This window comes from Ignavibacteriota bacterium (genome assembly GCA_016713565.1).
Lineage (GTDB): Bacteria > Bacteroidota > Ignavibacteria > Ignavibacteriales > Melioribacteraceae.
The window spans coordinates 56,305-80,037 of sequence record JADJOX010000008.1; the positions used below are offsets into that span (position 1 = coordinate 56,305).

Genomic DNA, 23,733 nt, shown 5'->3' on the forward strand with positions numbered 1-23,733 from the left:
ATGAAAAAAAAATACATATACCTTTTTATAATACAATCATTTCTGATAAATAACGTTTTTGCCCAAATGTGGAAATCATATACATCGGAAAATAGCGGTTTATCCAATAATCAAGTTAATGCAATTGCAGTTAGCGGCGACGGAACAATTTGGTTTGCAACAGATGACGGATTATGCGCTTTTGATTCTGTGCAATGGAAAGTTTATAAAATAAATGACGGGTTGAAAAGTAATATGATTAACACAATTTCTTTTCTTCCTCATTCATCTCAAGAATTATTTGTTTCGTCTGATTCTGGAATTACGATTTTAACGGTTGACAAAACTGATATTACGTCGATACCAAAATATATTAATAAATCGGTCAATAATATCATTTCCAACAAAGTAAGTGCTGTCGAAATTGATGGAAAAAATAATAATTGGATCGGAACGGCGGATGGTCTTTCAATAATTACAAATTCGGGAATTTATAATTTTGACGAAAGAAACGGATTTGAAAACCCAAAAGTAAATACTTTAAAAACTTTACCCGATGATTGGGTATATATTGGAACTTCGGGAGGTGGAGTTAACAGGCTTAAATATAAAGGCGTCGACGGAATATCATCAGCTTCAAATATAATAACCACATGGAGCGGATTGGCATCCGATACGGTTTTAACAATATATGTTACCGATGATACTTTACGCTGGTATGGCACAACTCAAGGTGTTTCCACACATTTTGGAACTGATACTAAAGACATCAATTATTGGTGGATTTACAATACCTATACTAGCGGAATTGCCGAGAATTATGTAAGGGCAATTGTGCGGGATAAAAATCGCGCAATGTGGTTTGGTACGAGAAAAGGGATTTCCAAAATGTCTGCGGATAAATCTACTTGGCAGACTTATACAGAAACCGATGGATTAATTAGCAATAATATCTTTGATATCTCTGTCGATAAAAATAATAACCTTTGGATAGCAACCGATAAGGGTGTTTCTTTTTTTAATAACGTAATATTATCAACTAAAAAATTAATTCCAAGAATTGTTGAATTGAGTATGACTAATTTTCCGAATCCATTTAACCCTTCTACTATTATAGAATATACTATACCGAGAACAAGTAAAGTAAGATTGGAAGTTTATGATAATTTAGGAAAACTTATAGAAGTATTAGTAGATAAAAAACTAAATCCGGGTAATTATAGAACACAGTTTAAAATTAACGGAATTACGAGCGGTATATATTTTTACCGGCTTATTACAGATAAATCGGTTATTACAAAAAAAATGATTCTATTGAAATAAGCTGAATAAATAATGAGATAAATAAAAATGATTTGTTTTTTAATTTATAAAATATTGAAACTTAGAAATGTAATTAAAATATTTCCAGTACTAGTAATCTCTATTTTCCCTTTTTCGAAATTGTTCCCTCAATTTATAATTGACAAAGATACGGGGCTTGAAGAAATCGCAAATAATATTCTTCAGCCTGAAGGCCCTGTTTGGAATATTAACAATGGACTTTTGTTTTCTGATATTAAAGGGAATAAAATTTATAAATGGACCAAAGAAAACGGAAAGGATATTTTTCTTAATAACTCGGATAGCACAAATGGATTAACATATGATTTAGATGGTAGATTAATTGCGGGACAAATGGGAAAAAGAAGAATAGTAAGATTTAATAAAGATGGTACTCAAACATCGTTAGCAGATCATTATAATAATAAAAAACTTAATTGCCCAAATGATTTAGTAATTAAATCAGACGGCTCAATATTTTTTACTGATCCAGATTTTAATATTCCGGCAGGACAGCAAAAGGAACTTTCATTTAATGGAATATATAGAATAAGTCCAAAGGGAATTCTTCAATTAATAGAAACACTTGCTTTACCTAACGGCATTTGTTTTTCGCCGGATGAAACAAAACTATACGTTAATGATTCTCAAGCTCATAAAATTTATGTTTGGGATGTTGTAGACGATTCAATAATTGTTAATAAAAAATTATTATTTACGATTCCTGTTTTCGGATATGCGGACGGTATGAAAACAGATTCGATAGGTAATATTTATTGTACTTGTTCAAATGCGGTTTGGATTATTTCTCCAAGCGGAGAACAATTAGGTAAAATTAATCTGCCTGAAAATGTTTCGGCTTCCAATTGCGCTTGGGGCGAATCGGATAAGAAAACTTTGTTTATTACAGCAGGTAAATCGGTTTACAAAATCAAACCGGCAATAACAAAAATTGATGAACATAAATTATCAAATAATAATAAATTTGTTCTTTACCAGAACTATCCAAATCCGTTTAATCCGATTACAAATATAGATTTTGAAATTCCCGAACAAAGTTTCGTCTCCTTGAAACTGTTTAATGTATTAGGTGAGGAAATTAAAATATTAAAGAACGGCATTCTTCAAAGCGGTTATCATTCGGTAACTGTAAATTCAGATGGATTAAGTAGCGGAGTTTATTTTTATAGAGTAGAATCTGAAAATTTCACCGAATCAAAAAAGATTATAATAAATAAATAATATTACTAATTGACAAGAAAAAGCATATGAAAAACTATACAATATTTGCAGCATTGGTTTTAATTACCATTTTACAAGGAAGTGTTTTTGCACAACTTGAAACTAACGGAAGTTTTGAACTTTCCGATACCGGAAATGTTTTTGATGCTGACGTTAAAGGCTGGTTGATTCAATCCGCAAGTTTAAATCCTTCTCCATTATTCGAAATTGTTAATACGCCGGTTCAGCAAGGCAACAAAGCATTAAAAATATCCATTAATTCCGTTGCCTCAAATCAATGGGATATTCAAATCGTTTCTGATAGTATTCATATTATGCCCGGTGAAACTTATGTCTACACAATTTGGGCAAAAGCAGAGAAACCGGGCGCTCAAGTAAACTTTACCGTAGGTAATTACTCATATTCAGAGTATGCGGCAATCAGACCGGCAAATCTTACGACTGAATGGAAAGAATATAAACTTACATTTTCTGTTAGTGATAATCAAACTGTTATCCGCGCGCCAATTCATTTAAATTATTCTAGCAATATTGGCAATGCGATATATATAGATAATCTTAAAATAAAAGGTGAAAATTTTGGTAAAGTACCTATAATATTTGAAGCCGAATCGGGAAGTGTCGGAAACGGTTTTACGGTTATGGAAGATGGTGAAATTACTTTTGTTGCCCCGGTAAAGAACTATACCGGACTTAATTTTCCGGAAGATTCAAATAGCGTGATAAACTATAATGTAACATTGGAAGACTCCGGAAAATATAATTTGTTTGCAAGAGTTAAGGTTGGTCCGGACTCATTTAATGATGATAGTTTTTTTGCAGGTAGAGGGTTTGGAAACAAAAACGATACTTCCGCAAATGATTGGGTTTTTATAAATGGATTGGCAAACGCAGGTTTTGATGTAGCTGCAGATTATGTATATGATTTTGGTATTACAGGTTCTGAAATCTGGAAATGGATAAATGTAACAAAAAACTTTTTCCCAAAAGATTCGACGAGTGAATATTTTCAAGCTGATGTAAATAATCTAACTAAAACATTTCAAATAGCAAGTCGTGAAGACGGATTGGAAATAGATAAATTCGCATTTGGAAAATCAAATTTATATTTCACGGTAAATGATTTGGATAACATGCTGCCCGGTTCCACTTCAATGGACAAACCTGAAAATAAATTTTATCAAGGGCCGCCTTATGCTCAAGGAATGCCGAAATTCTTGGGCAATGCTTACGGCGATATTCAAGATGATGTTTTTCAAAATTATTGGAATCAGCTTACTCCCGGAAATGCGGGAAAATGGGGTTCGGTTGCCGCATCAATTGATACAAATAATTGGAATTGGGGCGGTTTGGATAGAGCATATAATTGTGCGAAAAATAATAATTTGATTTTCAAAGATCATACATTAATATGGGGGCAGCAGCAGCCTTCGTGGATATCGTCTTTAGATTCTGCTCAGCAATTTCATTTTATTGAAACATGGATTAGAAAAGTCGGTGAAAGATATCCTTATATTGATTTGATCGACGTTGTTAACGAACCTTTAGCTACTCATAATCCTCCAGATGGAAAAAACGGAAGGGCTAATTATAAAAAAGCACTTGGCGGCGATGGTAAAACAGGATGGGATTGGGTAATAAATTCATTTAAGCTTGCACGCAAATATCTGCCTAACGCAAAACTAATTTTGAATGATTATGGAATTATAAACGACAACACCGCAACAACATCTTATATGCAAATAATAAATTTACTCAAAGATCAAAAATTGATCGATGGAATTGGTATTCAAGGCCATAGATTTGAATTTGAAAATTCGAGTACGAACACATTAAAAGGAAACTTAGATAAACTGGGCTCAACTGGACTTCCCGTTTACATTTCCGAAATGGATCTTGGAAACATTGGAGACGCGGGAACTCCCGATGATGCAAAACAATTAGAACTCTTTAAAAAATATTTTCCTGTTTTGTGGCAACATCCCAGTGTAAATGGAATTACGCTTTGGGGTTACGTTGAAGGTCAAATGTGGCAAACGACTTGTTTTTTAGTTCATAAAGACGGCGTTAATAGACCTGCATTGGATTGGCTGGTTCAATATATAAATGAAAATCCTGTTGGAATTGAAATAGAAAAAGATCCTTTACCCAATAATTTTACGTTGGAACAAAATTATCCGAATCCATTTAATCCAACAACAGAAATAAAATTCAGCATTGGAAATACTTCAAAAATATCTTTAAGAGTTTATGATATCTTGGGACGTGAAATTCAAACATTAATAGATGAAATTAAATCTCCTGGTAATTATTCTTGTACATTTAATGCTAAAAATATTTCGAGCGGAATTTATTATTATCAATTAACATCCGGAAATTTTATTGATACAAAAAAATTTGTTGTGCTTAAATAATAAGATTCATAAGGCGTGGAATTGCCTAAAATGCTTGGAGAAACAAAAGTTTCCAAATTTGATTTAATTATGCAATTAGTAATAACATTTTCAAAGAAATAAGTTGAAATAAGAAAAAATCAGTTAGTTAAATTATTTATAAACTGTGGAATAACAATATGCGAAAAAAATATTTAATTGTAATTTTTATGGGAATAATTTCATGTTCAAATCTTACGGACACAAGAATGTTTACTAATCCAATTCTATCGGGTTTCTATCCCGATCCGAGTTTTGTAAGAGTTGATGACGATTATTATTTAGTAAATTCAACTTTTTCATATTTCCCCGGCATTCCGATTTTTCATAGCAAAGATTTGGTCAATTGGGAATTAATTGGTCATGCTTTGGAAAATCCAAAAACTTTTAATACTAACGGGTTAGGTTTGTCAAGAGGAATATTTGCCCCCGCAATAAATTATCATAATGGAAAGTTTTATATAACATGTACAATTGTTGATGGAGGCGGAAATTTTATAGTCACATCTTCTAAACCTGAAGGTCCATATTCCGATCCGATATATTTGCCTGAATTAAATGGAATAGATCCTTCACTTCATTTTGATAATGATGGAAAAACTTATATTCTATATAACAGCGATGCTCCGGATAATAAGCCGTTGTATAGTGGACACAGAACGATAAGAATGTATGAGTTTGATCTGGAGACATTGAAAGTGATAGGCGAGGAAAAAATAATTATTAATGGCGGTACAGATATTAATAAAAAACCCGAATGGATTGAAGGCCCGCACATTTACAAAATGTTTGATTATTATTATTTGATGGCTGCAGAAGGCGGGACTGCTGATAATCATTCGGAAGTAATTTTTAGAAGTAAAAATATTTGGGGACCTTACGAATCTTTTAAAGGTAATCCAATTTTAACTCAGAGGAATTTAGATCCCAAAAGAAAAAATCCGGTAACATCCACAGGACACGCGGATATGTTAGAAACCCAAAACGGTGAATGGTGGGCGATATTTTTGGGAATTCGACCGTATGAACCATTTGAAAATAATAATTCCAATTTATCCCGTGAAACATTTTTAGCGCCTGTAAAATGGATTGAAGATTCAAATTCAAAAAGTGATTTTTGGCCGATAATAAATCCGGAGTACAAAGAAATTCAATTTTCTTACCCTTATCCAAATATTAAGGTTGATAATCCTATCAATACAATTGAATATAGTGGAAATTTTAAACGTATGTATGAATTCACCGAAAATTCACTTCACAAAAATTTTATTTTCTTAAGAACTCCGCTTAAAAAATGGTTCAGGTTGGATGAAAAAAAAGGTTATGTCTCATTGGAATTGCGGCCGGAGACATGCGGCGGACTTGGTAATCCAAGTTTCTTAGGTCATCGTCAGCAAAACAATTCATGTTCCGCATATACGAAATTACAGTTCAATCCGAAAACCGAAAATGAAAAAGCGGGTTTAGTAATTTTAACTAATGAAAACCATTACTTTTATATTTGTAAGTCTCTAAACAACAGCAAAGAAGTAATTCAATTATACAAAAGTATAGAAAAACCCATAAATGGAATTGAAGTAGAATTACTTGCCTCGAATGAAATAGGAAGTAATGATTTAAACAAAGAAGTAATTTTTAAAATTAATATAAACGGCGGAGACTTTTCTTTTTATTATTCATATAACAAAATAGAATGGAATTTACTGAAAGATCAAGTTGACGGGACATTTCTACATGCAGTAATTCCAAGAGATTTTGTGGGTTCAGTCTTTGGTCTATACGCTACATCAAATGGAAAAGAAAGCACGAACAAAGCTTATTTCGATAATTTTAACTATGAAGGTAATGATGAAATTTATAATGAATTGCCAAAATAAAATGAGAATAAAATGAAAAAGATAATTTTATTTTTTTGCATAGCTGTTTCATTGAATATTGCGCAGGAAAGGAAATTGGATTTTCCGGATTATCCCATCGGCAATGTTGATATTAGAAACGTAAAACTGACAGATGATTTCTGGCTTCCGAAAATAAAGCTCGTTCAAAATACAACCATAGATTATGCGTTTCGCAAATGTGAGGAAGAAGGCAGAGTTGAAAATTTTTTAATTGCCGGCGGAAAGAAAGAAGGAAAGTTTAAGGGAAAAATGCCGTTTGACGATACGGATATTTATAAAATTATTGAAGGCGCGTCATATTCGTTGGTTAGTCAGCCGAACCCTGTTCTTGAAAAATATATTGATTCGCTTATAAATATTATTGGCATTGGTCAGGAACCCGACGGATATTTAACAACTTGGTTCACGATAGATAGAGATAATCCTCCAGCAGCTTGGGTAAAACCTTCAAAGGTAAGATGGGGCTCCGAAGACGCGAGTCATGAATTATATAACAGCGGTCATATGTTTGAAGCTGCCGCGGCTCACTATTGGGCAACCGGCAGAAGAAATTTTTTGGATATTGCAATAAAAAATGCAGACTTACTCGTAAATAATTTTGGTCCAAATAAATTAAAAACGCCTCCCGGACATCAAATTGTTGAGACCGGTTTAATTAAACTCTATCATATCACGCAAAACAAAAAATATCTTGAATTGGCAAAAATGTATCTTGAATCCAGAGGAGATTCCACTACTCATAAATTATATGGTGAATACAGTCAAGATCATATACCGGTTTTGCAGCAGGAAGAAGCCGTTGGTCATTCCGTAAGAGCTCTTTATATGTATGCTGGAATGACGGATATTGCTGCGATATACAAAGACCGGAAATATTTAAATGCGATCAATAAAATTTGGGAAAACGCCACTGATAAAAAAATGTACATTACCGGCGGAATGGGATCTAAACACGGCGCGGAAGCATTTGGTGAAAATTATGAACTACCGAATTTAACTGGCTACAATGAAACATGTGCCGCAATAGGAAATATTTATTGGAATCATAGATTGTTTTTGCTTACAGGAAATTCAAAGTATTTCGATATTATTGAAAGAACATTGTATAATGGAATGATCTCAGGAATTTCGCTTGACGGAAAAAATTTCTTTTATCCGAATCCTACAGAATCAGACGGCGAATATAAATTCAATATGGGGTCATGTACCAGGTCGCCTTGGTTTGATTGTTCGTGCTGTCCTACTAATATTATCAGATTTATTCCATCAATTCCCGGATTAATATACGGAGTAAATAATGATAGTTTGTACATAAATTTATTTATTGGAAACAAAGCAGATGTAAAAATTGATAATGAAAAAGTAAAAGTTGAGCAGATAACCAATTACCCTTGGGATGGAAAAATAAAAATTAATATTGAAGTTGAAAATCCCAAAGAGTTTACTTTGAAGATAAGAATTCCCGGCTGGGCAATTAACAAACCGGTTCCGGGTAATTTGTACAAATATGTTAATCATAACAATAACAAAATTAAATTATTGGTAAACGGAAAGGAAGAAAATCTTAACCTTGTAAACGGGTATGCCGTCGTTTCAAAAGTTTGGAGTAAAAGAGAAAATGTTGAATTAAACATTCCTATGGAAATTAAAAAAGTAGAGGCAAATGAAAATGTGAAAGACGACAGCGGCAAAGTCGCTATTGAATTTGGTCCGATTGTTTATTGTGCCGAAGAAGCCGACAACAAAATTATTTCAAATATTACAATAGACGACGCAACAAAATTAAACGCAAATCATGCAGTAATCTTGGATCAGCCAATTGTTGAAATAAACGGCGAAAACGAGAATTGTAATTTTTCATTAATTCCATATTACATATGGTCGAACCGCGGCGTTAATAAAATGAAGGTTTGGTTTCGCGTTACCAATTAAAAAAAATATTTTTAGAATAAACAACAAGGAGAAAACATGCAAAAATTAAAACATTTATTCATCCTTTTATTTATATCCTTTGTTGTAGTTACCGCAAAAGATGGAAATAAAATTATAATTAAAGAAGATGCCGGGAAAATAAAAATCGACAAAAATATTTACGGTCATTTTGCCGAACACTTGGGAAATTGTATTTACGGCGGTTTTTGGGTCGGAGAGAATTCAAAAATTCCAAATATACGAGGTTTGCGAAAAGACGTAATCGATGCGTTAAAAGAAATTAATCCCCCGGTTATCCGATGGCCCGGAGGATGTTTTGCGGATACTTATCATTGGATGGATGGAATCGGACCGAGAGAAAAACGTCCTTCAATTATAAATACAAATTGGGGCGGAGTAACAGAAGATAACAGTTTTGGGACTCACGAATTTTTAGATCTTTGCGAAATTCTTGGCGCAGAACCATACGTATGCGTTAATGTTGGAAGCGGAACAGTTGAAGAAGCTTCGCAATGGGTTGAATATATTAACTCAAATAATGAAAGTCCGATGACACGATTGAGAAAGCAAAACGGAAGAGAAAAACCTTGGAATGTGAAATATTGGGCGGTCGGGAACGAAAGCTGGGGATGCGGCGGAAATATGGAACCTTCTTATTATGCAGACGTTTTCAAAAGATTTTCGACATTCATGAACGGACGAAATTTATATAAAGTTGCAAGCGGCGGTACTGATGCCGATTATGATTGGACTGAAACTGTTATGAAGAAGACTCAAAAATTCGGACATTTGATTCAAGGTTATTCGTTCCATTATTATACCGTTTACCCTGGATGGAATCCAAAAAGTTCCGCAACAGACTTTAAAGAAGCTGAATGGTTTGGAATGATGAAAAATACTTTTATTGTGAATGAAAGACTAAAAGAACACATAAATATTATGAATAAGTACGATCCGGATAATAAAATTGGTTTGATTGCGGATGAATGGGGAAGCTGGTATGAAGTGGAACCTGGAACAAATCCTGGATTTTTATTTCAGCAAAATACTTTGCGCGACGCTGTTATGGGTGCAGTTTATTTGAACATCTTTAACAATAACGCGGAAAGAATAAAAATGGCGAACATTGCTCAAACAATTAATGTTTTACAGGCAATGCTTCTTACAAAAGATAATCAAATGGTAAAAACACCCACATTTTATTTATTTAAAATGTACAAAGTTCATCAGAATGCCGATTTACTGCCGATAAATTTAATTTGTGAAGATTATGAATATAATGGAGATAAAATTCCTGCGGTTACTGCATCAGCTTCAAAGAACGCGCAAGGGGAGATAAATATATCTTTGGCTAATGTAAATCCAAATAAGGACTTGGAAATTGAAATAGAATTAAATGGAATTTCAAATTCAAATAAATCCAAAGGTGAAATTATTGTTTCAAAGAATATGAATGATTTCAATGACTTTGGGGAAGAAGAAAAAGTTAATATCAAAGCTTTTACCGGATTTAAATTGTCTGAAAATTCAGTTAAATTAAATCTTCCGGCAAAATCAGTAGTTACATTAAATATTAAATGAAAAAACTGAATTTGGGATTTCTAATTAAAAATTATTCAATTATGTTAAAATTTTACGATTAAAGTGAAAATCAACTTTATTATGAAAAAAATTAAAATTGAATATTGATTTTTCATGCGGATTTCTACTTTTTATCACTTTGAATTGCAGAATAAGTTGAAAATAGAATACTTAAACTAATATTTGGTATTATTACTTCGATAATACTAAATAAAATTATTAAAGTACCGCGTATCCTATATATTTTTATAGGAAGCTAAATTTATAAAAATTTTATAAAGTTCCTGGATTAATGATACAAAATTTTTAAAATGCTTGATTTTAGTTAAAAAAGTAAATAATTTTACGGGCTCTGAGAGTCCCCAACTCTCAGGAATAACTTCTTAGGAAGTTATATAAATAAGTAAGTGGTTGATCAGCAATTTTCAAGGTAGGATATTGTCTTTGTTGTTATTTTGAAGCTCTGTTCAACTCCTAGTTTTAACATAATATAAAGGAAAGCTGTAATGGCAGAGCGAAAAGAAGGAACCGTAAAATGGTTCAATAATGCTAAAGGTTATGGTTTCATTCAACAATCAGAAGGTGAAGATTTATTTGTTCACTTCAAATCTATTGTTGGTGATGGCTATAAATCTTTAAAAGAAGGACAAAAAGTTGAATTTACTGTAGGTGAAGGTCAAAAAGGTCCTCAAGCTCAAGATGTAAAAGTTTTATAATTTTTACTTTATTTTGATGCATTTAATCCAGCTTTTTGCTGGATTTTTTTTGTCTAATAACTTTAAATAATATATTTTTTAAATTGAAATTTCGATAATTACAAATATTTTATTCCAATAAATATTTCAAATGGATTCCAAAAAATTTATTATAAATAGCGAATACAAAAATGTAAACTCGGTTTGTTTTATAGCAAAGACATTCTGTGAAGATCATTTGATTTCTGAAAATTGTATTAGAGAAATTGAATTAAGCCTAGCCGAAGCTTTAAATAATATTATTAAACACGCTTATAAAGGTGAGGAAAATAATACTATTGAAATTTTTATTGAAATCGCAGATAGAAAACTGAGAATTGTTCTTACCGATAATGGAATTGAACGATCTAATTTGGAAAAACCTACTTTGGATTTTGATCCCAGCGATATTGATAGTCTGCCTGAAGGCGGAATGGGGCTGTTTATTATTGAACAGCTAATGGATGAAACAAAGTATATTAGAGACGGGAACAAAAATATTTTTACTATGGTTAAAAATATTCACTAATCCATAAATGAGATTTTAATTTTTAATGAATTTTAAACATTTCCTTCTAATTCTTTTCATACCAGCTATTATTTTCTGCCAAGATGAAGTAAAAAGCGAAGTTGTTAAAAAAACCGGACTTCAATACAAAGCACCCTTGATAAAACCGAAATATCCTAACTATAACTTAGCGGCATCTTTTTTACTAACTGAAAAAGCTAAAAGCGGCGATCCTTTTGCTCAGCATGAATTAGGTATCAGATATATTCTTGGAATCGGTGTTCCTATAGATTCCGTAAAAGCGGCTGATTGGATTGGTTTAGCCGCATCGAAAAATTTACCAGCCGCAAATTTTAATTATGGAATTATGTTAAGTAATGGAATTGGAACCGAATGGGATCCGTTCAAAGCTTTTAAAAATTTTAAAGTCGCCGCCGAAAGCGGAATGGAACAAGCACAATATATTTTAGGACTTCTTTATACTGATAATTTAATTGTAAATAAGAATTTGAATGAAGCGCATAAATGGTTAAAACGCTCAGCTGATAAAGGATTTGAAGATGCGAAGAAAGTTTTGGATGAATTTAAGAAAAATGGAATTTCATTTTCAAACGATTCAACGAAATATGAAGAGTCCAAAATTGTAAAATCAAACGATCAAAATTCTTTGGCATTTGAAAATTACGATTTGGATTTTTTCGATTTTAAAACCGATTCACTTTCCGAAGACGACGAAAAAAAATATTTAAATGAAATTTTAACTTCGAAGAACAGCGAAATTAAAAATATGCTGAATATAAATTCAAGCGAATTGCAAGAAGGAATTAAAGATACTTCCGCTTTGGGTTTGATAGATTACGCGGCTGTTTCCGGAAGTCCTGAAGCATTACTAATAAATGCCAAATTACTCGATCAAGGCATTGGTATTGAAAGAAATAAAATTTCAGCGGCATCCAATTATCTTAAAGCTTTTAGATTGGGCTCATTCAAAGCAGCGGAACCGCTGCTAAAAATTTCTAGAAGCACCAGTATTATCGCCCAGTTAAGAAACGAAGTTAAAAACAATAACCCCGAAGCAATGTACGTTTGGGCAGGTTTAATTGCATTGGGAATGGATTATTCCTTAACGGAAAATGAAGCTTTTGATCTCCTGAAAAAAGCCGAAAAACAAAACCATATAAATTCCATTATAGAAATCGGGTTGGCGTATTATACTGGCATTTTAGTTAAAAAAGATTCGGTTAAAGCCGTTGAATATTTTGAAAAAGCAAGTAATTTAGGCAGCAGTGAAGCAAAAGTTAGATTAGCATTTTTGAAAATAAATTCAGATAGAAGTAATTTTGATTCTCATGAATTAAAAACTTTGCAGGAATTTGCGAATAAAGGCTCGGTTTTAGCTGAAGCAGCTTTGGCTAATTGTTATGAACACGGTATTTCTGTTAAAGTCGATAAATCCAAAGCCGCCAGTTTGTACCGGCAAGCAGCGCGAAGAGGAAATGAGGCCGCATACAATTCTTTAAGAAAAATGTACGATAATTTAAGACCAAATGACGACGAATTTCAAATATATTTGGAATAAATTGATTTATCTCACCAAAAAATAATAATTAATAACCTCAAACTTAATTTACAGTTTTCAATTCCGATAGTATAGTAAACATTTTAAAACTTTACTAAAACCTAAATTATAAATATCAAAGATAATTTAAGATTTTGAAGTAAAATTAAATATTTTAATTAAACGTATATGGCACACAAGCATAGACTAAATATTTCGCTCAAATTTAAATTAACTTCACTCTTTACAATATTATTGGGGTTATTTTCATTATTTATCTTCTTTTATTTTCCGGCAAAGTTTGAACAGGAAAGAATTGAAAGTTTGAGAGAAAAAGCAAATTCAGTGGCAAAAATAGCGGCTTACGGCATTTCTTCCGGACTTTATTTTCAAGAGAACAATACCTCCGTTGATGAAATAGAATCATTAATAAAAAATGAAGAGATACGCTATGTTGTTATTGAAAAAGCCGATTCGCTCTTCTTTGATTTCAACTATTTTACCGCGGTAATGAATAATTACACTAATGCAGATGACAAGGGCATTTCAAAAAAGTGGGAAATAATGAAAATTCATGCTCCGATTTTATTGGGAAGTGAAACAGTCGGAAATATTTATATCGGATATTCACTTAGATTAGTTTATGATAAAATTGATGAATTAAAATACAATATCGGATTGGTCAGTTTATTTATTTTCTTGGTAGGAAGTATTCTCGCATATTTAATCGGTGTTTATTTTACTAAACCTTTAACGAAATTTGTTAATACAGTAAATAAAATAAGAGATGGAGATTATACACAAAGAGCCGAAGTTGTAAGCAATGATGAAGTCGGTTATTTGGCTAATTCATTTAACGAAATGGTTGAGAAAATTGCCGCAACGTCAGTTGAAATGGAAATAATTAACAAGGAATTGGAAGCTCGCGTTGTTGATAGAACCGTTGAATTGGAACACGCGATGAAATCACTTCAAAAGGAAAATGAAGTCAGAAAAAAAGCAGAGAAAGAAATAGGTAAATCTTTGGAGGAAAAAGAAGTTCTTTTAAAAGAGATTCATCATAGAGTTAAAAATAACTTACAAATTGTTTCAAGTCTTTTCTTTTTTCAATCTAAAAAAATTACCGATCCGTTAACTTTGGAAATGTTTAGAGAAGGTCAGAACCGGGTTAAATCAATGGCATTGATACACGAACGACTTTACCAATCGGGAGATTTGGCAAATATAAACTTTAAAGAATATGTTAAAAAACTTACCAACTATTTATTTCAGTCGTATGGAGTTAATCAGAATAAAATTAAACTTAAAGCAAATATTGCCAATATTGAATTAAATGTTGATACAGCAGTTCCATGCGGTTTAATTATAAATGAATTAATTTCAAATTCACTTAAACACGGATTTGACAACGAATCAATAGGTGAAATAAAAATTGACATGGGACACAACGAAAACAATAAACTAATATTAAAAATAAGCGATAATGGAAAAGGAATACCAAATAACTTTAAAATTGAAGAATCAGATTCTTTAGGGTTACGGCTTGTAAATAATTTGACAGTTCAACTAAATGGAAAGGTAGAATTTTTTAATAAAAACGGTACAACTGTCCGGCTAATATTTGAAGATCCTAAATATGCAAAAGCGAGTTAAATAATTATGGAAAAAGCAAAAATTCTTGTTGTTGAAGATGAAATAATTATTGCTATGGAAATAGCAGAACGCCTAAAAGCAATGGGATACGAAGTAATGCGAATTGTTTCAAACGGTCAGATGGCAATTGAAAATGCAATTAGAGAAGAACCCGATCTGATTTTAATGGATATTATGATACAAGGCGAAATAGATGGTATTGAAACCGCAACCAAAATAAGATCATTTTCAGATATCCCCGTAATTTATTTAACCGCAAACGCGGATGATTCCACTTTACAAAGAGCAAAAGTTTCCGATGCTTTCGGTTATCTAATCAAACCGTTTGAAGAAAGAGAATTAAATACAACAATTGAAATGGCTTTGTATAAACATAAAATGGAAACAAAGCTTAGAGAAAATGAGGCAAGATTTAGAAGCTTGGTTCAAAATTCTACAATGGGAATATTCAGAACAAAATTGGAAGGAACACTTGTTTTAGTAAACCCGGCATTAGTAAAAATTCTCGGTTACTCAAATTCAAATGAACTGTTAAATGAAAAAACTTTTTCTATACTTATCAATGGTATTGATGCTTGGAACAATTTAATTGACAGAATAAAATTTGAAGGATCGATAAACAGTGTTAGACAAATTGTAAAGAAAAAAGACGGATCAATAATTACGGTAAGTATAAGTGGAAATTTAATAAAAGGCGACAAAAACGGACCATTTTTTGACGGTACAATAGAAGACGTTTCTTTACAAGAACAGTATCAAACTCAATTGATAAAAGCAAAAGAAAAAGCTGAAGAATCAGATAGATTAAAAACAGAATTTCTTGCGGGAATGTCTCATGAAATCAGAACTCCGATAAATACAATTTTAAGCTACATTTCCCTACTTCAAAACGAACTGACGGCTGATGATGCGCAAAATTATAAAGAACTTTTTCACGCTATTGATCTTGGCAGCAGAAGATTGACAAGAACAATCGATTCAATTTTAAATATGGCTCAGTTTCAATCGGGTACTTTTGAAACATTTAGAACACATATTGATCTTGTAGACGATATACTCCAAAATCTTTACGAAGAATTTAAACATACCGCAAAACAAAGAGGACTTGAACTCAAATTTTATAATAAAACAGAAAAAACAAAATTGCTGGGAGACAAATATTCGCTTTCGCAATTGTTTGTTAATCTAATTGATAATGGATTAAAGTATACAAAAGAAGGTCATGTTGAAATTGTAGTTTTCAATGATGAAAATGGAAATTTAAGCGTAGATATTCAAGATACGGGAATTGGAATTTCAGAAGAATTTTTACCAACGCTTTTTGAACCGTTTACGCAGGAAGAAAGCGGATACAGAAGAAAATTTGACGGAAACGGTTTGGGATTGGCGCTTGTAAAAAAATATTGCGAATTAAATGATGCTTTCATTAAAGTAAGCAGTAAAAAAGGTGTCGGTACAAAATTCAGTATAAGATTTATGAATTCTAACAGCAATAATATCTATAAAGCTAATAAGGAATTGAAGAATGAAAATAGTTAAACTTTTTCTTGCAATATTATTAACGGTATTTTTTATAAAATGCTCAGATAATTCAACAAATGGAAATGATCCTGAAATTACGGATTATTCAGATCAAATTGCTAAACTTTTACCTTTGGAAGTTGGAAAAACATTTTCATATAACGTTGATACTTTGGATAATAATTCCGCAAGTTATGTTGAAATTGGACAAAGAACATTCAGCGTGGATAAAATTGACGGCGATTACATCGTATGCAGTGAAATTTATAATTATCTGCAGGGGCTGAATTTAAAGACAAAATTCAAAATGACTGAAAATTCAATTGAGATAATTGCCGATACAAACGGCACTTCAAATATGATTCCGGATTCATTGAATCTTTCGGTAAAATTGGAAATGGATGAAACATTTAAAGTAATTCAATTTCCTTTGGAAAAAAATTCGACTTGGGAAGTTTTTAAAGCGTATGCAATTATGGGGACGGCTAAGTTTAACGTTTTTTCACTTACAGCACAGTATCTTGGTGAAGAATCTGTTGCATTAAATAATTCCCAGCAAACACAGGCACATAAATTTGAATACACGCTTACAATAAATATTCCTAATCTTAACAACATTATGGAAAGTAAAATCCAAACGTATAACGCAAATGTCTGGCTTGCGGAAAATATCGGAATTATAAAAATGCAAGGCTGCGGGCTTTTTATTAATTCAATGACCGGTAACAGTTTTAACATGTCAGATACAAATAAAACAGTGAAACACACACTGGTTTACTCCGAATAAAAATTCATTTTTATTCTTTACGAACAAATTTACTAATCAAATTAAATTTAAGTAAAAAAAAATTATTTAAATTTAATTTGCAATTAGTGTCTCAATTACTTTTATTTAAATTCATAAAACAAAAGGTATCAAAACGAATTAAAAGGGAATCCGGTGATTCTTTAAAAAGGGAAATTCCGGAGCTGTACCCGCAACTGTAATTCTGATTCCGTTGTTACGGAATAAAATTTTATAAGCAATATGCCACTGTTCAAAAAATAAAAAGAACGGGAAGGCGCTTATAATTCGGAAAAGCCAGGAGACCTGCCTTTAAGTTCTATAAAAAAGAAGCTTTCGGGAATTGAAGCTGATTCAAACTCTGTTTCCATTTCACAAACTTCTTTTTTCTAATTACTAAAATTCATTATTAATCATAGCGGGAAAACTGTGAACAGACTCGTCTTAAGAGAAGCCGTTAAATATGGCTTTTTAATTAAAACCAATTCAATTTTTTTTCAAGACAATAAAATAAATATTAATACATTTCTTATTGAAATGAAAAAACTGCAATTTATTCGTTCAGTACACTCTTCTTTTGAAATGATTAAAATGAAATATTTCAAAAATGATTTTCAAGAAAAGGAGTTGAATAATGAATAAATATAAATTTTCATTAATCACTATTATGATTATTGCCGCGGCGGCATCCAGATTTATTCCGCATCCGCCAAATTTTTCTTCAATTGCTGCAATTGCAATATTCGGCGGAGCATATTTCGGTGATAAAAAATTATCGTTTATAATTCCATTGCTCGCAATGTTTTTAAGTGATATTTATTTGGGATTTCATCGCTTAATTCCCGCTGTTTACACAAGCTTCGCAATAATTGTTTTTATTGGATTCAAATTAAGAGAGAAAAAAACACCAATCAATATTGGTCTTGCGGCAATTTCGGGTTCTGTAATATTTTTTGTAATAACAAATTTTGCTGTTTGGATTATTAGTAATTATTATCCGCATACAATTGATGGTTTAATTAAATGTTATATCACAGCAATTCCTTTTTTCCAAAATAGTCTAGGTGGTGATTTAACATATACCATACTTTTATTCGGAAGCTTTGAATTGCTGAAAAAATACATTCCATATATAAAAGAATTAAAAATTGAAAATTAAGTACTGTCATATAATAATAATTTTAATAATTTGCGCCAATTATTTATTTGGACAAGATTCATCTTTTGTAATTAATAATTATTCCCTGGATGAAATAACTGTTGTTTCAGATAAGATTGATACAAAACTCTCAGATGTTCCTACAAAAATTGAAGTAATCTCAGCAAAGGAAATTGAATCTGTAAACGGCGAAAGACTGCCCGATATATTAAAGACAAAATCCAATATTTTTATTAAGTCGTATGGATTAACTCCGGCGCTAAGTACAATATCCACTAACGGATTGGGTGCCGAACATACTTTAATTTTGATTGACGGGATGAAATTAAATTCATTTCAAAATTCTCAAATTGATCTTTCCATTATTCCGAAAGAATTTATTGAAAGAATTGAATTTATTAATAATGGAGTTAGTTCTCTTTATGGAAGCAACGCTATTGGCGGGGTTATTAATATAATTACAAAAAACAAGGAACATTTAGCGCAAAACAAATCAATTAAATTCGGAGCTTCGGTTTCTCAAGGCTCGTTTAATACTTTGGGTTATAAAGTTAACGCATACAAAGAGATTGAAAATTTTAACATTGGTATAAATTATAATAAAGAATCTTCTGACGGAAATTATGAATATTATTTTCAAGATAAACTTAAAGAAAGGCAGAACGCGGCGTATATATTAAGCGATGTTGGATTAAGAACACAATACATAATAAATAATAAAAATGTAATAAAATTCTTTTCAACTTATGCGGATCAAAACAAACAGATACCCGGTATAGAAACAGGTACAACTCCCGCGCCTACAAAACAAAAAGATAGAAATTGGAGTAATATATTAACGCTTGATAATAATTTAACTGATAATTTATTCCTTAAAACTAATTTTGGCTATCAAAATAATTTATTGGATTATTCGGTTGGTAAATTTATCCGCAGTATTTATAAAAATTTGGTATACTCCGGCAGCAGTGAATTAAGGTTTAAAAATGATATTTACGGAATAACTTCAGGATACGAATTTACAAATGCGTCTTTAGAAAGCCGTGAATTGTTAGATGGAATAATTCGAAATCAGCACGCATTATTTTTATCATCCTCATATAATTTTTATAAATCATTAATAATATTTCCATCGTTAAGATATGACTATATATCGGATATAGATGAAGGTACTTTTACTTATAAATTCGGTATAAACTTTAAGCCGTTAGCTATAAGCCAATTTGGAATTAAAGCAAATGTTGGAAGTAATTTCAGAGCGCCTTCATTTAACGATCTTTATTGGAAAAACTCAGGTAACGAAAATCTTAAATCGGAAAGATCAATTAATGTTGAAGGCGGATTGTATTATTTTTTTTCAAATGTATTAGATGGAAAAATTGAATTAACATATACGCATATTTCGGCGGAAAATAAAATTGTTTGGGTTCCGCAAACAAACGGACTATGGAAACCAAAAAATATTGCGGAATCATTGTCGAATAATTTTTCAATATCAATTGATCTTGTTGAATCGATATTTGAAAATATTAAAATAAATATAAATTCAGGAATTCAAATTACAAATACGCGTAAAACGAGTTCTGCTTATTTTGGTGATCCAACACAAAATAAATATATCCCATACATACCTTTGCAAGCCGCAAACTTAAATTTTGGAACAAATTATAAAAACTTGGATATGAACATTTTTTACTCATTAAGCGGAAAGCATTTTTCCGATTTTGAAAATAAAATTGAAGTGAAATCTTATCATACAATAGATGGAAATATAAGTTATCAAATCAATTGGTTTGAGTTGGTTTCAAAATTTAAATTGGAAATTAACAATATAACAAATACAAAATATGAAGTCGTATCCGGCTATCCAATGCCTTTGCGTTTTTACAAACTTACTTTAACAGTGAATTACTAATTAGGAAAATTCTATGAAAAAAACTTTAATAATATATTTATACTTTATTTTTGTTATTTCCATAAATGCTCAACAGCTTAAAGATGTTTATGTTTTATCGGAAGGCGGATTCAGCGCCGGAACATCTATGCTGAGCAAATTAAATATTACTTCCCAAATATTTACACAAGATATTTTCTCTCCCGGAAATATTGGATTATACCCTGATGGAATGATTATAAAAAATGATAAGGTTTATATTGTTGAGCAGGGAAGTTTTGGCGGAGCTGGAAAAATTTACAAACTTGATACAAATGGAACCGTAATTAATTCTAAAGAAGTTGGCACAAATCCTTATTCTATTACAATTGCAAATGGAAAAATTTATATTACAAATGGACCTGCAAGCAGAGTTTCAGTTCTTAATGAAAATGATTTTAGTAAAGTAAAAGACCTTACAGTTGGAGTTTACCCGCAGGAAATAATTTCTTACAATAATAAAGTATTTGTGGCAAACAACGGTATTTGGGGCGGAGCTTCCGATTCCACAATAACCGTAATTGATTCAGAGACTGATGAAGTAATACATAATATAAAAGTTAAATTAAATCCTTCCTCGCTCGCTATTACAAATGATGGTAAATTATTGGTCGGATGTCCAAGCGGTATAATTTATAAAGTTGACTTAACAACATTTGAAAAAGTTGACTCTTTTTTGGTAACCGATTCAGGATTTGGAAATGATATTTATGTTGATAAATCAAGTGATATGATCTATTTCAAATCAGGATCAAATAAAATTATCGGACTAAATTTAAATGCAGGTGAACCAAAAACAGTTGTCGATGATCCCAATATTATTTTTGCTTATGGATATAGCTATGATTATATCGCGGGTAAACATTATTTAACCGATGCTAAAGATTTCTCTTCTAACGGGACACTAAACGTTTATAATAATGACGGAGAGTTATTGAATAGTTATAATACCGGTATAGCGCCAAGAAGAGTTGCATTAAATTATGATGAAAATACGGTTTCTATTAATAATGAATTAATTTCTAGTGACTTTAAATTAGACCAGAATTATCCCAATCCTTTTAATCCAAATACAATTATAGAATTTAGTATTCCGTCAAACGCCAATCGGGAAACATCAAACGTTAAATTAATTGTTTACGATATTCTCGGAAATGAAGTATCGGTTTTGGTTGACGCGCGAAAATCATCAGGTAATTATTCGATTAAATTCGATGCAGGCAATCTTTCAAGCGGAATTTACATTTACAAATTACAATCTGGTAATTTTATTTCAACTCGCAGAATGATGTTAATAAAATAAAATTGAAAGATTTATCAAAATATGAACTTAAATACTGCCCGCGCTGCATTTCAACCTTTGAATGCAAACCAGGGAACATAACTCAATGCCAGTGTTTTGAGTTTTACTTAACAAAGCAAGAACTGATATTCATAAAAGATAATTATAAGGATTGTCTTTGCGGTAATTGCTTAAATGAAATAAAATCGAGAAATCAAAAATTGAATAGCAAATTAACCTAAAGCCTTATTCGACATAATAGGCGAGACATCCGACTGTTTGGTTTAAAAATTATTTCAGAATAAAAAAAAAATCATTTTTTAATTAAATAATACCATTAAAAATTGGCACATTATTTTCTTTGTTTACTACACAAACATTAACACAAACAAAGGAGAAAAAAATGAAAAGCTTAATTAATTTATCAGTAATGTTATTAGTTGTTTCTTTATTAACAACCAGCGTTTTTGCACAGCAAGCAAATAATCAAACAAGAAATATGGTTAAATCTCAAACCCTGCAAACTACAACACCGGGTTCAAATTGGGTTGATGCAGACGGAGACGGAATTTGTGATAATGCAGGCACGGGAAATCAAGGTTCAGGCAAAGGTTACGGTGTAAAAGACGGAAGCGGATCACATGTTCAGCCTCAAGATGGAACTGGATACGGCAAAACTAATGGTGCCGGTAATGGAACGGGAGTATGTGACGGAACCGGATCTAAGGGAACTGCAAAAAGATCTGGCAGAAAATAAATATTAAAAAAATCTAAAAAAAAGAGAAGCAAACGCTTCTCTTTTTTTAAAATCATTTTAAAAAATAGAAAGTTATTTTATTCTTTTGTGTATTTAATATTTATAATTTCCATTCGCGATCTTAAATGTCTCTCGCTTATGTTTAATAATCTTGCTGCCGCGCTTTTATTTCCATTTGTTCTGCTTAATGCTTCCAAGATAATATCGTTTTCAAAAGCTTTGACTTTATTTTCATAACCGTCTTCAAAATCGGTTGGGTCGAGGATTTTATTTTCAGCTATTTTATTAACTAATTTCGGTAAATCAGTTTTTGTAATAATATCCGATCTGCAAAGTACAACCGCTCGTTCAATAATGTTTTCCAATTCTCTTATGTTTCCCGGATAATCATATTTCATTAATATATCTAAGGCTTCGGTAGATAATGAACTTACTTCTTTCTGGTTTGAGTTGGCATGTTTCTTAATAAAATGATCAATCAAAATAGGAATATCACTTTTTCTTTGTCTTAACTTTGGCAAACATATAGAAACAACATTTAATCTGTAAAATAAATCTTCTCTAAATTCACCTTTCTTAATCATTTCTTCAAGGTTTCTATGTGTAGCGGTTATTATTCTTACGTTAACATTAATAGTTACGTTTCCTCCAATTCTTTGAATTTCATTGAACTGAATTGCGCGTAAAAGTTTTACTTGCGCTTGCATTGGTATATCACCAACTTCATCAATAAATAGAGTTCCGCCGTTTGCTTCCTCAAATCTTCCTATTCGAAGATTTGTTGCTCCTGTAAACGCGCCTTTCTCATGTCCGAATAATTCACTTTCCAAAAGATTTTCGGATAAGGAAGAAATGTTTACAGTTACAAATGGTTTATCTTTTCTCGATCCTGAAAAATGAATTGCCTTTGCAATAAGTTCTTTACCCGTTCCGCTTTCACCTCTTACTAAAACAGAAGCTTTACTATTTGCGACTCTTGCCGCTGTATTTAAAACTTCCTGCATTATTCCGCTTTCCGAAATAATTGAATCAAATTTGAATTTTTCAACAAGCTGCTGTTTCAGTAATTTGTTTTCCGAAAAAAGCAACCGCTTTTCATAAATTCGATTTAGTAAATTTTCTAATTCGTCGAGATCAATTGGTTTTGATAAATAATCATACGCACCGGCTTTCATAATATTTACCGCATCTTCAACGCTTCCATAAGCTGTAATCACTACAACGTCTATTTCGGGATTAAATTCTTTTACATTTTTTAATACGGTTAATCCATCCCAATTGGGCATTCTGTAATCCGTGAGTACAACATCAATTAAATTACTTTGAACTAAATTAAACCCTTCGTGTCCATCGGACGCGGTAAGAACTTCATATTCCCGTCTTTTTAAAAAACTTTTTAATGATTCTAATTGCGCTGCTTCGTCGTCAATGATAAGTAATGATAGTTTTTTCATAAC

The 23,733-nt window shown here is 31.5% G+C and carries 19 protein-coding genes and 1 riboswitch; of the genes, 18 read left to right on the forward strand and 1 reads right to left on the reverse strand.

The window, feature by feature from the left end:
* From IPK06_14890 to IPK06_14975, 18 genes are all read left to right on the forward strand, one after another.
* A complete protein-coding gene (locus IPK06_14890; protein MBK7981260.1) occupies positions 1–1,302 on the forward strand; it encodes a T9SS type A sorting domain-containing protein in 1,302 nt (433 codons plus the stop codon).
* Between the two features lie 27 nt (positions 1,303–1,329).
* Positions 1,330–2,544, forward strand: a complete 1,215-nt coding sequence (locus IPK06_14895; GenBank protein MBK7981261.1) for an SMP-30/gluconolactonase/LRE family protein — start codon at positions 1,330–1,332, stop codon at positions 2,542–2,544.
* 26 nt (positions 2,545–2,570) lie between these two features.
* Positions 2,571–4,958 carry an endo-1,4-beta-xylanase gene (locus IPK06_14900; protein MBK7981262.1) on the forward strand — a complete coding sequence of 796 codons (2,388 nt, stop codon included), beginning with the start codon at positions 2,571–2,573 and terminating at the stop codon, positions 4,956–4,958.
* Positions 4,959–5,116: 158 nt separating this feature from the next.
* The gene (locus IPK06_14905) at positions 5,117–6,853 is read left to right on the forward strand and encodes a glycoside hydrolase family 43 protein (GenBank protein MBK7981263.1); all 1,737 of its coding nucleotides are present in this window, start codon (positions 5,117–5,119) and stop codon (positions 6,851–6,853) included.
* Positions 6,854–6,865: 12 nt separating this feature from the next.
* Positions 6,866–8,806, forward strand: coding sequence for a glycoside hydrolase family 127 protein (locus IPK06_14910; protein MBK7981264.1), 1,941 nt, complete (start codon positions 6,866–6,868; stop codon positions 8,804–8,806).
* 36 nt (positions 8,807–8,842) lie between these two features.
* The gene (locus IPK06_14915) at positions 8,843–10,387 is read left to right on the forward strand and encodes an alpha-N-arabinofuranosidase (GenBank protein MBK7981265.1); all 1,545 of its coding nucleotides are present in this window, start codon (positions 8,843–8,845) and stop codon (positions 10,385–10,387) included.
* A gap of 506 nt (positions 10,388–10,893) precedes the next feature.
* Positions 10,894–11,103: a cold-shock protein gene (locus IPK06_14920; GenBank protein ID MBK7981266.1), complete on the forward strand. Its 210-nt coding sequence runs from the start codon at positions 10,894–10,896 to the stop codon at positions 11,101–11,103.
* A gap of 130 nt (positions 11,104–11,233) precedes the next feature.
* Entirely contained in the window at positions 11,234–11,650 is a 417-nt protein-coding gene (locus IPK06_14925; protein MBK7981267.1) for an ATP-binding protein, read from the forward strand.
* A 25-nt stretch (positions 11,651–11,675) separates the two neighbouring features.
* Positions 11,676–13,208 carry a sel1 repeat family protein gene (locus IPK06_14930; protein ID MBK7981268.1) on the forward strand — a complete coding sequence of 511 codons (1,533 nt, stop codon included), beginning with the start codon at positions 11,676–11,678 and terminating at the stop codon, positions 13,206–13,208.
* A gap of 168 nt (positions 13,209–13,376) precedes the next feature.
* On the forward strand, positions 13,377–14,840 hold the full coding sequence (locus IPK06_14935) for a HAMP domain-containing protein (protein ID MBK7981269.1): 1,464 nt from the start codon (positions 13,377–13,379) through the stop codon (positions 14,838–14,840).
* 6 nt (positions 14,841–14,846) lie between these two features.
* On the forward strand, positions 14,847–16,379 hold the full coding sequence (locus IPK06_14940; protein ID MBK7981270.1) for a response regulator: 1,533 nt from the start codon (positions 14,847–14,849) through the stop codon (positions 16,377–16,379).
* Positions 16,366–17,148 carry a hypothetical protein gene (locus IPK06_14945; GenBank protein ID MBK7981271.1) on the forward strand — a complete coding sequence of 261 codons (783 nt, stop codon included), beginning with the start codon at positions 16,366–16,368 and terminating at the stop codon, positions 17,146–17,148. Before IPK06_14940 ends, IPK06_14945 begins: the two co-directional genes overlap by 14 nt.
* Positions 17,149–17,254: 106 nt before the next feature.
* Positions 17,255–17,474: riboswitch (cobalamin riboswitch) on the forward strand.
* Positions 17,475–17,574: 100 nt separating this feature from the next.
* Positions 17,575–17,787 (forward strand): hypothetical protein, encoded by a 213-nt coding sequence (locus tag IPK06_14950; GenBank protein MBK7981272.1) that lies wholly within the window; start codon positions 17,575–17,577, stop codon positions 17,785–17,787.
* On the forward strand, positions 17,780–18,304 hold the full coding sequence (locus tag IPK06_14955) for a hypothetical protein (protein MBK7981273.1): 525 nt from the start codon (positions 17,780–17,782) through the stop codon (positions 18,302–18,304). Before IPK06_14950 ends, IPK06_14955 begins: the two co-directional genes overlap by 8 nt.
* On the forward strand, positions 18,294–20,219 hold the full coding sequence (locus IPK06_14960) for a TonB-dependent receptor (protein MBK7981274.1): 1,926 nt from the start codon (positions 18,294–18,296) through the stop codon (positions 20,217–20,219). Before IPK06_14955 ends, IPK06_14960 begins: the two co-directional genes overlap by 11 nt.
* Before the next feature lie 13 nt (positions 20,220–20,232).
* Positions 20,233–21,540: a T9SS type A sorting domain-containing protein gene (locus IPK06_14965; protein ID MBK7981275.1), complete on the forward strand. Its 1,308-nt coding sequence runs from the start codon at positions 20,233–20,235 to the stop codon at positions 21,538–21,540.
* Positions 21,541–21,542: 2 nt separating this feature from the next.
* Positions 21,543–21,761 (forward strand): cysteine-rich CWC family protein, encoded by a 219-nt coding sequence (locus IPK06_14970; GenBank protein ID MBK7981276.1) that lies wholly within the window; start codon positions 21,543–21,545, stop codon positions 21,759–21,761.
* A 161-nt stretch (positions 21,762–21,922) separates the two neighbouring features.
* Complete coding sequence (locus IPK06_14975; protein ID MBK7981277.1) at positions 21,923–22,276, forward strand: hypothetical protein; 354 nt, start codon at positions 21,923–21,925, stop codon at positions 22,274–22,276.
* Positions 22,277–22,353: 77 nt separating this feature from the next.
* Here IPK06_14975 and IPK06_14980 read toward each other — a convergent pair whose 3' ends face one another.
* Positions 22,354–23,730 (reverse strand): sigma-54-dependent Fis family transcriptional regulator, encoded by a 1,377-nt coding sequence (locus IPK06_14980; protein ID MBK7981278.1) that lies wholly within the window; start codon positions 23,728–23,730, stop codon positions 22,354–22,356.
* Positions 23,731–23,733 lie beyond the last annotated feature (3 nt).